A 13,448-nucleotide genomic window follows, 5' to 3' on the forward strand; every position below is an offset into this window, starting at 1 on the left:
TAAAAAGGCGCCCTATATAGGACGCCTTTTTCTTATTACTTACCTTCTTTATTAATAATAGAAGCTTCTACGAAGTCACGGAACAATGGTTGCGGACGATTTGGACGAGATACAAATTCTGGGTGGAACTGTGATGCCACGAACCAAGGATGCTCTTTTAATTCGATAATTTCTACTAAACGGCCGTCTGGGCTTGTACCAGAGAAGATGAATCCAGCGTTTTCCATGTCTTGACGGAATTGATTATTGAACTCATAGCGATGACGGTGACGTTCATAAACAACTGGCTCGGTATACGCATTGTAAGCATTTGTTTCTGGAGTAAGCTTACATGGGTATAGACCAAGACGAAGTGTACCGCCTAAATCTTCTACATCTTTTTGTTCTGGTAATAAATCGATAATTGCGTAAGGCGTGTCAGGATTGATTTCAGAAGAGTTAGCTCCTTCTAATCCTAATACGTTACGTGCAAATTCGATTGATGCAAGCTGCATACCTAAGCAAATTCCTAAGAATGGAACTTTGTTTTCACGTGCATACTGAATTGCAGCGATTTTACCTTCAACACCGCGGTCACCGAAACCACCTGGTACAAGGATACCATCTGTATCGCCAACTAATTCTTTCACGTTTTCTGCTGTTACGTGCTCAGCATTTACCCATTTCACTTCTACATCTGTATCAAATTTGTAACCTGCATGACGAAGTGCTTCTACAACAGAAATGTATGCATCTTGAAGCTCTACATATTTACCAACAAGAGCGATTCTTGTTTTCTTAGACAGGTTGCGTACTTTTTCTACTAATGCATTCCACTCTGTCATGTCTGCAGCTGGATTGTCTAGTTTTAAGTGATCGCAAACGATTTGGTCCATATTTTGCTCTTGAAGAGATAATGGAACTGTATATAATGTATCTGCATCGCGCGCTTCAATTACTGCTTTTGGATCGATATCGCAGAATAATGCAAGCTTATCTTTCATATCTTGAGAAACAGGAAGTTCTGTACGAACAACGATAATATTTGGCTGAATACCTAAGCTGCGAAGTTCTTTAACGCTGTGCTGCGTTGGTTTTGTTTTCATTTCACCCGCTGCTTTTAAGTACGGAATTAACGTACAGTGAATGTACATTACATTGTCACGGCCAATATCGCTCTTAATTTGGCGAATTGCTTCTAAGAATGGTAGAGACTCAATGTCACCAACAGTTCCGCCGATTTCTGTAATGATAACGTCTGCATTTGTTTCACGACCCGCACGGAATACGCGTTCTTTAATTTCGTTCGTAATGTGAGGAATAACTTGAACTGTTCCCCCTAAATATTCACCGCGACGCTCTTTTTGAAGAACAGAAGAGTAAATTTTACCTGTTGTTACGCTGCTGTATTTATTTAAGTTAATATCGATGAAACGCTCATAGTGACCAAGGTCTAAGTCTGTTTCTGCACCATCATCTGTTACGAAAACCTCACCGTGTTGGTATGGGCTCATTGTCCCTGGGTCTACGTTAATGTATGGATCAAACTTTTGGGTTGTTACGTTTAGTCCTCTATTTTTTAAAAGTCTTCCTAAAGATGCTGCTGTAATACCTTTTCCTAAAGAAGATACTACACCGCCTGTGACAAAAATATACTTAGTCATGAAAGTACTCCCTTCTAGTTTGCTGTTATATAATCATCGCTGCAAATCGCAACGTATGTAGATAACACTTATCTTATCTTATTGTTAGACTCTTTTGTTTTTCTAAACAAAAAACAAAAAAGAAAATTGCTCCCTTTATCACTAAAAGTAATAAATAGGGAGCAATTTTCTTTTATATTTACACGTAAAAGTTATTATCGTCTTTTTTAAAGAGCCCAAAAATGATTCTACATGGACGATAATAAAAAGTCAAGGACTACTGTTCTTCCTCTTCTTCGCCTGATTCGTCGTATTCCAACTCATCTTCATCGGCAAAATCATCGTCGTCCTCTAGATCATCAAGATCTTCATCATCTTCATCCAGAATTTTATCAAGATCTTCTACATCTTCGTCTTCATCTTCAACTTCGTCAAAGTCTTCATCTGCCTCTTCTTCGAAGTCGTCCTCTTCATCATCGTTGTAGTCATCTAGCTCGTCCTCTTCTACCTTACGTTTCTTCTTAGGTTTCGGTTGAGGTAAGATTTCTTCATCAATTTGCTCATATGGATACCATCCGCGTAGTCCCCAACGATTTTCTCCGAGATTGATAAAGCGCCCATCGATATTTAAATCTGTATAAAATTGTGCGATTCTCGCAGCAACTTGCTCTTCAGTTAGTCCCAGTAATTGAGCAATTTCTTGAACTAGATCGTGAAAAGATGTTGCTTGTTGTTTTTCCTCTAACAAGCTATGTACAGCTTCGATCATGGACAATTCTTTTAGCTCTTCTGGTGAATATTGCTTTAAATTCACTTATGCGGCACTTCCTTTCTTAAAATATATCCTATTAATATAAAGGCCTGTTCAAAAAAAATCCATACTATTCATTATAAACAAAACTCCACCAAATATGCCACAAAAAAAATAGGGAATCATAAAGTGATTTCCCTACATATTGCAACGTTATTGCCCTTTTTAGTTTTGAATCATATGAGCACCATTTAATACATAACGAATTTGCATCTCTGTATATTCTTCCAATGTATAAAGTTTCTGCAGTGCCCAGCGCCGAAATCCCCACATTTGTCCTTGAATAAAAATATTATGAGCAAGCAGTTGAACCTCTTTTTTTGTTAAAGTAAATACCTTATTTTGAACACATTGCTGCAAAATATTTTCGAACATCCCTACCATTTGAAATTCTTTCTCTAATACGTAAGGCAGCGACTCTTTTGGTAAAAAACGAACTTCTTGATACATAATAAGGACCTCTTCTTGCAGCTCATCCATAACTTTAAAATAATTTGTAATCGCGGCTTTTAAACTATCAATGCTGCCTTTTTCTCTGCACAGCACTTGCTCTAAACGATCTTTTACATGTTCATAAATGCTATCGCACACTAAATAAAGCACATCATCTTTCGTTCGAATATATTCATAGAGTGTACCAATGCTAAAGCCTGCTGCTTTCGCGATTTCTCTCGTTGTTGTGCGCGGAAATCCTTTTTGCTTAAAGAGCTGTACAGCACCTTTAATCATTTGCTCGCGCCGAAGTGCAATAAGTTTTTCATCTTTCACAGATGCTTGTACATTGTGCTTAACCATATCCTTCACCCCTTTCTCTGTCATTTTGCAGGAAGAAGCGTAGGAGGCTCCCTACGCTTCTTCTAGCTTCTACTTCGTTAACATACGTGAAATAACAAGGCGCTGAATTTCTTGCGTGCCTTCGTAAATTTGCGTAATCTTCGCATCACGCATAAAACGCTCAACTGGATAATCTTTCGTATAACCATATCCCCCAAATACTTGTACAGCTTCGGTTGTCACTTTCATCGCCGTGTCTCCTGCAAACAATTTCGACATTGCCGATTCTTTGCCATACGGCAGCCCTTCTGACTCAAGCCAAGCCGCTTGATATGTTAACAAGCGTGCCGCCTCTACACCCGTCGCCATATCTGCTAGTTTAAAGCCAATCCCCTGCTGCGCGGCAATTGGTTTACCAAATTGATGGCGTTCCTTCGCATAATCGGCAGCAGCATCAAGTGCACCTTGTGCGATGCCAACCGCTTGCGCAGCAATACCATTACGGCCGCCGTCTAACGTTTGCATCGCAATTTTAAATCCTTGGCCTTCCTCGCCAAGTAAGTTCTCGGCAGGAATGCGGCAATCTTCAAATATAATCTCCGTCGTCGGTGAAGAACGAATACCAAGCTTGCTCTCTTTCTTTCCAACAGAAAATCCAGGCGCATCGCTTTCCACAATAAATGCACTTGTTCCGCGCTGCTTTGACTCTGAATCTGTCAGTGCAAACACAACATAAATATCCGCAATTCCGCCATTTGTAATGAAAATTTTCGAACCGTTCAAAATATAATGATCGCCGTCACGCTTTGCTGTTGTTTTCATTCCACCAGCATCAGAGCCTGAACCCGGCTCTGTTAAGCCGTAAGCTCCAATTTTCTTTCCTTCTGCCATCGGACGTAAATATTTCTGTTTTTGCTCCTCTGTACCAAATTTAAAAATTGGCCATCCTGCAAGCGACGTATGCGCCGATAATGTTACAGCTGTAGATGCGCAAACACGTGACAGCTCTTCTACCGCAATCACATAAGCCAAGTAATCGCTCCCAATTCCACCGTACTCTTCAGGCCACGGAATACCAGTTAAGCCAAGCTCCGCCATTTGATCAAATAAAGCGCGGTCAAAGCGTTCTTCCTCGTCGCGCTCTGCTGCCGTTGGTGCCACTTCATTTCTCGAAAAATCACGAACCATTTTCCGAATCATTTCATGTTCTTCTGATAATTTAAAGTGCATCTCTATTCCCCCTTAAAGCGCTCTGCTAATAACTAAGCGCTGAATCTCACTTGTTCCTTCATAAATCTCACATATTTTTGCATCGCGGAAGAATCGCTCCGCAGGATACTCTTTTGTATAACCGTAACCGCCAAGCACCTGCACAGCTTCAATCGCAACTTCTACTGCTGTTTTGGAAGCAAATAGTTTTGCAATTGACGCTTCTTTCCCACACGGTAAGCCTTGTGCCCTTAGTGATGCTGCACGGTATACGAGTAAACGTGCTGCTTCAACAGCCGTTGCCATATCCGCTAGCTTAAAGCCTAGTCCTTGCTGCGCGGCAATCGGCTTGCCAAATTGGTGACGATCTTTCGCATAATCAGTAGCACATGCAAGCGCTGCTTCAGCGATGCCAAGTGACTGCGCCCCGATACCAATGCGACCAACATCTAAGTTTGCCATTGCCACTTTAAAACCTTGACCCTCTTCGCCAAGCAAATTCTCAGCAGGAACTCTCATGTCTTCAAACGTTAATTGCACTGTACGAGAACCTAATAGCCCCATTTTGTGCTCATCTTTTCCAATGATTAAACCCGGTGTATCTTTCTCAACAATAAATGCCGATATCCCGCGTGTACCCGCATCCGGATTCGTAGAAGCAAACACGATATATGTATCTGCCTCGCCGCCGTTTGTGATAAATACTTTTGAACCGTTAATTACGTACTCATCACCGCATCTAACTGCCCTTGATTTCAAACTTCCTGCATCTGATCCGGCGCCTGGCTCTGTCAATGCAAATGCTCCTAAATATTCACCAGCCGCTAACTTCGGAAGATACTTTTGCTTTTGCTCTTCTGTTCCAAAATATAAAATAGGATTCGTTCCAACAGAGGTATGCACTGCTAAAATTACACCTACGGTTGCGCTTACTTTTGACAGTTCATTAATTGCTAAAATATATGAAATAAAGTCCATTTCCGCTCCGCCGTATTTCGCTGGAATAGGAATTCCCATCAGTCCAAGCTCGCCCATTTTCTGTAAGACTTCTCTAGGAAACACCCCTTGTTCCATAGTAGGAACAAAGGGAGCAATTTCCTTTTGAGCGAAGTCCCGAACCATTTTTCGCATCATTTGCTGCTCTTCTGTAAATTGAAAGTTCATATGCTCCACCTCAAATTGTTTTATATAGTAATTCAACTATTTGGTAAGACCACTAGTGCATGCAAAGAGGTGCCCTACCGGAGTATGTTATTATTCGTAAACGTAAAAACCGCGTCCTGTCTTGCGCCCTAACCAGCCTGCGTTCACGTATTTACGAAGTAACGGACATGGGCGATATTTGCTATCTCCTAACCCTTCATGCAGTACTTCCATAATGTATAGACACGTATCTAAGCCAATAAAATCAGCGAGTGTCAACGGTCCCATCGGATGATTCATACCGAGCTTCATAACTTCATCAATCGCTTCTTTCGTCGCCACGCCTTCATATAGCGTATAAATTGCTTCGTTAATCATTGGCAATAAAATACGGTTCGAAACAAATCCTGGGAAGTCATTTACTTCAACTGGAATTTTGCCGATTTTTTTTGTAATATCTTCGATCGTTTCATATACAACATCTTCTGTTGCTAAGCCGCGAATAATTTCAACAAGCTTCATAACAGGAACCGGATTCATAAAGTGCATGCCAATAACCTTTTCTGGACGATTCGTAACAGCTGCGATCTCTGTAATTGGCAGCGATGATGTATTTGTTGCCAAGATCGTATGATCCGGTGCTAACGTATCTAAGTTCGCAAAAATTTGTTTTTTAATATCCATTCTCTCTACAGCTGCTTCAATGACAAGATCTGCTTCTTTCACGCAATCAAGTGTAAGTGTTGCTGTAAGACGATTTAATGTTGCCTGCTTATCCTCTTCACTCATGCGGCCTTTCTCAACTTGCCTAGATAAATTTTTCGTAATAATCCCCATGCCGCGGTCTAACTGCTCTTGTTTTAAATCTTGCATATATACGTCATAACCTGCCATCGCACATACCTGTGCAATTCCAGATCCCATTTGTCCTGAACCAATTACAACAATGCTTTGTACCGTCATATTTATAGCCCCCTTTTTTACTGAACCTCTATCATAATTGCGTCGCCTTGACCGCCGCCGCTGCAAATAGATGCAATACCGATTCCGCCGCCGCGCTGCTTTAACGCATGAATAAGAGTAACGATAATGCGCGCACCGCTTGCTCCGATTGGATGTCCCATCGCAACTGCTCCGCCGTTTACGTTAATCTTTTCTGGATCAATACCAGCAATATTTGCACTTGCAATAGCTACAGCCGCAAATGCTTCATTAATCTCAAATAAATCTATCTCTTCTACTTTCTTACCTGTTTTCTTTAACAACTCGTTAATGGCATAACCTGGTGTTCTCGGGAAATCTTTCGCTTCAACCGCGATCGCTGTATGACCTAAAATTGTCGCAAGCGGCTTTCTTCCCTCTTGCTTCGCACGCTCTTCACTCATTAATACGAGCGCTGCCGCGCCGTCATTTAAACCTGGTGCATTTCCTGCGGTAACCGCTGCATCCTTATCAAATACAGGTTTTAATTTTGCTAGTTTTTCAACTGTTGTATCTTCGCGCGGTGCTTCGTCGTGAGCAACAACTACCGGCTCACCTTTTCGCTGCGGCACAGATACAGGTACAATTTCTTCTTCAAATCGGCCTTCCTTGCGTGATGCAACGGCGCGCATATGACTGCGGCATGCCCATTCATCTTGCATTTCGCGGGAAATACCATCTTCTTTCGCTACATCTCCGCCGTACACACCCATATGCACGCCAGAAAATGAGCACGTTAAGCCATCTGCCACGTTTAAGTCAACAACCTCGTTATGCCCCATGCGATATCCCCAGCGTGCACCGCGTAAAATATATGGACTATTACTCATCGATTCCATGCCGCCTGCTACAAGTAACGATTGGTCGCCGGTACGAATAATTTGATCTGCTAACGTTACTGCACGAAGCCCGGAAGCACATACTTTATTGACTGTTTCTGTGCGCGTCTCCCATGGGATCCCTGCTTCTCTTGCCGCCTGGCGTGATGGAATTTGTCCCTGACCACCTTGAATAACCGCTCCAAATATAACTTCTTCAATATCACTTGCTGCAACATTCGCGCGCTCTAATGCCGCTCCAATTGCAATTCCTCCAAGCTCCGTTGCCTTTACATCCTTTAAAGCTCCCCCAAACTTTCCAACAGGTGTTCTTGCAGCACTTAAAATTACTGTTCTAGTCAAAACATATTCCCCCATTTCTTCATTTTGCGGCGTTGATTGAACGCTCGTTCAGTTCAGCTGTTGTGAGAAAGAGGTGCAACCTTTGCACCCCCTTTTATCTAAAGTTGTACGGATTCTTACATGTTACATTGCTTCTTTCTTTGACCCGATAACAGAGCGCTCTAAAATCTCTGTTATATCAAGGGTTTGCACGCGTTCCTCTACTTCTTTTGCCTTCGTACCGTCACTAATCATCGTTAAGCAATATGGACAGCCCGTACCGATGATCGTCGGCGATGTAGCAAGTGCTTGCTCTGTACGTGCAACGTTAATACGAGAACCAGCAGTCTCTTCCATCCACATCAGACCGCCGCCCGCTCCGCAGCACATTCCTGTTTCGCGGTTACGCTCCATTTCAATGAGATTCACGCCTGGAATTGCTTTTAAAATATTGCGCGGCGCTTCGTACACTTCGTTGTAGCGTCCTAAATAACAAGAATCGTGATACGTAATCGTTTCTTCTACGCGGTGAACTGGTTTTAATCGTCCTTCTTCCACCCACTGTGCTAACAATTCTGTATGATGATAGACTTCTGCTTGTAAGCCAAAGTCCGGATACTCATTTTTAAACGTGTTATATGCGTGCGGATCAATTGTCACGATTTTCTTAACGCCCGATTTTTCAAACTCTTCAATATTCTTGTTCGCCATCTCTTGGAAGACAAATTCATTTCCAAGACGACGCGGTGTATCACCTGAGTTTTTCTCTTTATTTCCGAGGATAGCAAAGGAAATACCAGCTTCGTTCATCAGCTTCGCAAACGATAACGCAATTTTTTGGCTGCGGTTATCATATGATCCCATAGAGCCTACCCAGAATAAGTATTCAAACTCTTCGCCTGCTTTCGTTTTCTCTTTCACAGTCGGAATAGAAACTTCTTCTTCCATCGTACGCCACGTTTCACGCTCTTTACGGTTCAGCCCCCAAGGGTTTCCTTGACGCTCGATATTTGTCAGGGCACGCTGCGCTTCTGGATCCATTTTTCCTTCTGTTAAAACAAGATAGCGGCGCAAATCAATAATTTTATCAACATGTTCATTCATAACTGGACATTGGTCTTCGCAGTTACGACACGTTGTACAAGCCCAAATTTCTGTTTCTGTAATGACATCGCCAATTAAACTTGGATTGTATGCTAGTGTTGCTGCAGATTCATGTTGTCCCTCTCCAGCCGCCATCATCGCTAGCTGATTACCTTGTGTATTGTTAAATGCAACAGTTGGAACCCATGGTGCGCGCGATGTCACCGCTGCGCCTTTATCCGTTAAATGATCACGCAGTTTTAATATTAAATCCATCGGTGATAGCATCTTTCCTGTTCCCGTTGCTGGGCACATATTTGTACAGCGGCCGCACTCTACACATGCGTATAAATCAATAAGCTGCGTTTGTTTGAAATCTTCAATTTTTCCAACGCCAAATGTTTCTTGTGTTTCATCTTCAAAATCGATTTTTTCTAATTTTCCTGGGTTTGTTAAACGGCTAAAATATACATTTGCTGGTCCTGCAATTAAATGTGCATGCTTCGATTGTGGCACGTAAACTAAAAACGTTAACAAAATAAGTAGATGCATCCACCACGCAAAATAGAACACAACAATCGCAGCTGTTTCACCAATTCCAGAAAATAAGTAAGCGATTGCAGAAGCAATTGGTTCACTCCATGATAATTCCTCGCCATGCCAAATGATGCCCATTCCGTTACCAAGAAGAACAGATAGCATTAAGCCGCCGATAAAAATTAAAACAAGTCCCGCTTTAAAATTACGTTTTAAGCGCACAAGTTTTTCAATATACCTTCTATAAAAAGCCCAAAAGACTGCAATTAAAATGATAAGTGTGACGATTTCTTGGAAGAATGTAAATGCAGGGTATAGTGGTCCAAGTGGAAGATGTGATCCTGGTGCTAAGCCTTTCCATATGAAGTCAATTGCTCCAAATTGGACAAGAATAAATCCGTAAAAAAACATAACATGCATGATACCGCTCTTTTTATCTTTAAGAAGCTTCTTTTGTCCGAAGACATTCCCCTTAATAAGATCCCATCTTTCTTTGAAGCGGCGATCAAATTCGACTTTCTTTCCTAATTGTATGTAGGTAATCCGCGTTCGTATGAGATATACAAATAAATATGCTGCATACGCTATGATGGCGATTGTCGCCAACCAATTCACAATTAATAAGCTATTCATCTTTCTGCCAACCCCTCTCCGTGTAATATCTCCTTTTTCGAATCTTCAAAAATAAATAATTTTCTGAATTTATAGTCCCTATTTCCATTATATGATGAGTGAGCGTTCAGTCAACAGTTTTTTGTTATACAACAATATATTTTTTCATAAAGCTTTTTATTTCGGTGAAACTATAAAGTGAAACTTCCATCAGCAAGGGATTTTTTCATCCCCACTGATGGTTAACCAATTGGACTTTTACGGGCAATTATCCCCCATCTATCTTCCTCGCTTCTCTCTGAATCTTGAGGTAGGGGTCTTACTGCCCGCGAATAGCGGAATAAAAATGAATATAGAGGAGGGAATGGATACATGAGCTTTTTATTTCTCTTCCTTGTCTTTTTCTTACTGTGGATAAATTTCGACTTCATATATGGAAGAAAACTTCATTTAAAACAACTTAAACCTCGTTCATTTCCTTTGCGCCATAGTAACTTTAAACTCTATACATATGGCCAAACATTATATAAGGAGCTATTTACTGATATACAACAGGCTAAGCATCACGTACATATTTTATTTTTTATCGTAAAAAACGATGAGATTAGCCATACATTTTTACAGCTTCTAATGGAAAAAGCACAACAAGGTATTGAAGTACGCCTTCTCCTTGATCGGATTGGCAGCCATCATTTATCAAAGGAAACAATCCGTGAATTAAAACAACAGGGCATACATTTTTCATTTTGTCATAAAATCCGTCTCCCATTTCTCTTTTTTTCCGCTAATCAACGGAACCATAGAAAAATTACGATTATTGACGGAAAAATCGGCTATATCGGAGGCTTTAATATCGGTGAAGAATACCTAGGGCATAATGCTGCACTCGGTCCATGGCGTGATTACCATCTACGCCTTACCGGAGAAGGCGTACAAGACTTACAAACGCAGTTTCTACACGATTGGCGCGATGATACAAATGAAGATTTATTGCATGAAAATTATTACTTTCCAATAGTGGAAAAGGGAGAAACTTCCCATCAGTTCGTACCAACTGACGGCGCTTATTTACAACAAACTTTTCTCGATTTAATTGAAAAGGCAACGAAAGAGCTATATATCGGTACGCCCTATTTTATCCCTGGGAAAAAGCTAATGAGTGCATTGCTACGTGCAAAAAAACGAGGCGTTCGTATTACCATTCTCGTACCTAAAAAAGCGGATCATCCATTTGTTCGTGAAGCGAGACTCCCATATTGCCGGAAACTTATTGAAGCAGGCTGTCATATTTACGAATTTCAAGATGGATTTTTTCATGCCAAAATTGTAATGATAGATGGCTGTATTTGTGATATTGGAACTGCGAATTTTGATATGAGAAGCTTATATCTGAACCATGAAATCAATTGTATATTATATGGCTCACCGTTTTTAGAACAAGTGAAGAAAGAAATCAATCACGACTTAGAAGCTTCCGTTTCACTTTCAATTCAAGATGTTTCTCCTCACTCTCTTTTAGACAAAGGAAAAGAATGGATTGGAACAGTCCTTTCCTTTTTTCTATAAACACATGAAAGGCGATGTACGTATGAAAATAAGGGCAGTTTATCTCCCACCTAACTTCTTTGCTTTCACCGAATTTTGAGGTGGGAGTATTACTGCCCACGAATAGCGGAATAAAAAAAGAGATGCTAATTCATATACGAATTACATCTCCAAAATGTATGCTATTTACTGTTTTCTTCCTCTAAACCGAACCCATTACTAGATAAGACAGTTGTTTCTTTTTTCATATCCACCCTTTTTCTTCAGCAATTGTAATTGCCTCAATCCGATTTTTTGCATTTAATTTCGTTAACACATCGGAAATATAGTTTCGAACGGTTCCAGATGACAAGTATAGTGTTTTTGCAATTTCGTTTGCCGTTTTTCCTTCTTTCGCTAACAAGAGAACCTCTCTTTCTCTATCTGTTAACGGATTTTGTTCTTGCCAAAGCCCAAACATGAGCTCAGGAGAAATTTCTCTTTTCCCATTCATTACATTCCGAATTGCCGCTGCAAGATCTTCACTTGGACTATCTTTTAATAAATACCCATGCACGTCTGCTTTCATCGCTCGCTCGAAATAACCAGGACGGGCAAATGTTGTTAAAATCATAACTCTACACTGTGACTGTTGTTTCCGTAACGTTTCAGCCACATCTAATCCGCTCTGAATCGGCATTTCAATGTCCATAATACTAACATCTGGCTGTAGTTTTTCAATTAGTCGCAAAGCCTCTTCTCCGTTTTCCGCCTGCCCAACAACCTCAATATCATCTTCTAAATCAAGTAAAGCTCCTAACGCTCCGCGAAGCATACGCTGATCTTCTGCAATGATGATTCGAATCATGCTCTCACCCCATCTTTCCCTGTTCTTATAACAATTGGTACATGTATTGTTAACATCGTTCCATCATGAATAGCGTCTAGCTCAAGTACTCCATCAATAAGAGCCAAGCGTTCTTTCATTCCAAGAATGCCATTCCCATCATGATTTTTTTGTAGTCCGATTCCATTATCCTTTACTTGTAAAATCAATTTCCCTTGTGTTTCAAGTAAAGCAACCACGCACGTTGTTGCCTTGCTATGTTTTACAACGTTTGTCACCGCTTCACGTAAACACATTCCTAAAATGTTTTGTTCTAGCGGTGATAATACATTCGTACTTGTCTCTTGCTTTACTTCTAATGATATATTGGCCGCTTGGAGAATCACCCTCACTTGCTCTAGCTCTTCTTCCACCGTAATCATACGCATATCAGAAATTAATTCCCGTAATTGTTTTAACGCATTTCTTGATGTTTGCGTGATTTCCTTTGCCTCTAGACAAGCACGTTCTGGATTTTTCACAATAAGCTTCTCAACAAGCTGGCTTTTTAGCGTAATAAGCGATAACGTATGTCCTAACGTATCATGTAAATCTCTCGCAATGCGCTGGCGTTCTTCTCGCTTCACTAGATCACGAATTTGTTCATTTGCTTCACTTAATTGTGTTTTTAATATCTTTTTTTGATTAAAATTCCGCATGCCAAATGGTGTAAGAATCATTAAAATAAACATCGGAATCGCTGTTATAAAAGACGCTTTTGTAAGCTCATTCATATGCAGCAACATAAAAGAACCAATCATTACGATCAAAAGGAAAAACAACAATCGAAATTGTTTTTTTGTCGGTGTAAACCCCATTGCATTTGCTGTATAAAATCCAAAATAAATCATATATGGTTCATAAAATGCACTAAATAGAAATGTAATCACAAATTGAATACATGCCCATATAACAAATGTTTTTTTCACAAAATAAAGCTGGCGGTATGCAATAACAAAGAGTATGAGCATCCCGCCTCCTAATATCAATTTCCAACCTGATTGCCCCATCAAGTAATAAAGAGGAAACAACAAGTACACGAGCCATATATAAGGGAAAAATCCCATATGTTTTGGAAAGAATTCAAACTGTTTCTTTTCGATCAT

The 13,448-nt window shown here is 40.5% G+C and carries 11 protein-coding genes; 1 reads left to right on the forward strand and 10 read right to left on the reverse strand.

Translation table 11 applies throughout. From position 1 onward, the window contains the following. Nucleotides 1-35: 35 nt before the first annotated feature. From pyrG to CN326_RS16375, 8 genes are all read right to left on the reverse strand, one after another. Complete coding sequence (gene pyrG / locus CN326_RS16340) at nt 36-1,643, reverse strand: CTP synthase (protein WP_098310046.1); 1,608 nt, start codon at nt 1,641-1,643, stop codon at nt 36-38. 256 nt (nt 1,644-1,899) lie between these two features. Then, a complete protein-coding gene (rpoE, locus tag CN326_RS16345; protein WP_098310047.1) occupies nt 1,900-2,436 on the reverse strand; it encodes a DNA-directed RNA polymerase subunit delta in 537 nt (178 codons plus the stop codon). 162 nt (nt 2,437-2,598) lie between these two features. Continuing rightward, on the reverse strand, nt 2,599-3,228 hold the full coding sequence (locus CN326_RS16350; RefSeq protein ID WP_098310048.1) for a TetR/AcrR family transcriptional regulator: 630 nt from the start codon (nt 3,226-3,228) through the stop codon (nt 2,599-2,601). A gap of 69 nt (nt 3,229-3,297) precedes the next feature. Further along, nucleotides 3,298-4,437 (reverse strand): acyl-CoA dehydrogenase AcdA, encoded by a 1,140-nt coding sequence (gene acdA / locus CN326_RS16355; protein WP_098310049.1) that lies wholly within the window; start codon nt 4,435-4,437, stop codon nt 3,298-3,300. Nucleotides 4,438-4,449: 12 nt separating this feature from the next. Next, nucleotides 4,450-5,580, reverse strand: coding sequence for an acyl-CoA dehydrogenase (locus CN326_RS16360; protein ID WP_098310050.1), 1,131 nt, complete (start codon nt 5,578-5,580; stop codon nt 4,450-4,452). Between the two features lie 90 nt (nt 5,581-5,670). Further along, nucleotides 5,671-6,522: a 3-hydroxybutyryl-CoA dehydrogenase gene (locus CN326_RS16365; RefSeq protein ID WP_098310051.1), complete on the reverse strand. Its 852-nt coding sequence runs from the start codon at nt 6,520-6,522 to the stop codon at nt 5,671-5,673. Nucleotides 6,523-6,539: 17 nt separating this feature from the next. Next, the gene (locus tag CN326_RS16370; protein ID WP_098310052.1) at nt 6,540-7,721 is read right to left on the reverse strand and encodes an acetyl-CoA C-acetyltransferase; all 1,182 of its coding nucleotides are present in this window, start codon (nt 7,719-7,721) and stop codon (nt 6,540-6,542) included. A gap of 123 nt (nt 7,722-7,844) precedes the next feature. Next, complete coding sequence (locus tag CN326_RS16375; protein ID WP_098310053.1) at nt 7,845-9,953, reverse strand: (Fe-S)-binding protein; 2,109 nt, start codon at nt 9,951-9,953, stop codon at nt 7,845-7,847. 351 nt (nt 9,954-10,304) lie between these two features. Here CN326_RS16375 and cls point away from each other — a divergent pair, with 351 nt between their 5' ends. After that, the gene (gene cls / locus CN326_RS16380) at nt 10,305-11,498 is read left to right on the forward strand and encodes a cardiolipin synthase (protein ID WP_098310054.1); all 1,194 of its coding nucleotides are present in this window, start codon (nt 10,305-10,307) and stop codon (nt 11,496-11,498) included. A 223-nt stretch (nt 11,499-11,721) separates the two neighbouring features. On the opposite strand, the gene CN326_RS16385 is transcribed toward cls, so the two are convergent. Together CN326_RS16385 and CN326_RS16390 are read right to left on the reverse strand one after the other, a co-directional pair. Then, entirely contained in the window at nt 11,722-12,324 is a 603-nt protein-coding gene (locus tag CN326_RS16385) for a response regulator transcription factor (protein WP_098310055.1), read from the reverse strand. Continuing rightward, on the reverse strand, nt 12,321-13,448 hold the full coding sequence (locus tag CN326_RS16390) for a sensor histidine kinase (RefSeq protein ID WP_098310056.1): 1,128 nt from the start codon (nt 13,446-13,448) through the stop codon (nt 12,321-12,323). Before CN326_RS16390 ends, CN326_RS16385 begins: the two co-directional genes overlap by 4 nt.

The organism is Bacillus sp. AFS018417 (assembly GCF_002560985.1).
In the GTDB taxonomy this organism is placed as follows: Bacteria; Bacillota; Bacilli; order Bacillales; family Bacillaceae_G; genus Bacillus_A; species Bacillus_A rhizoplanae.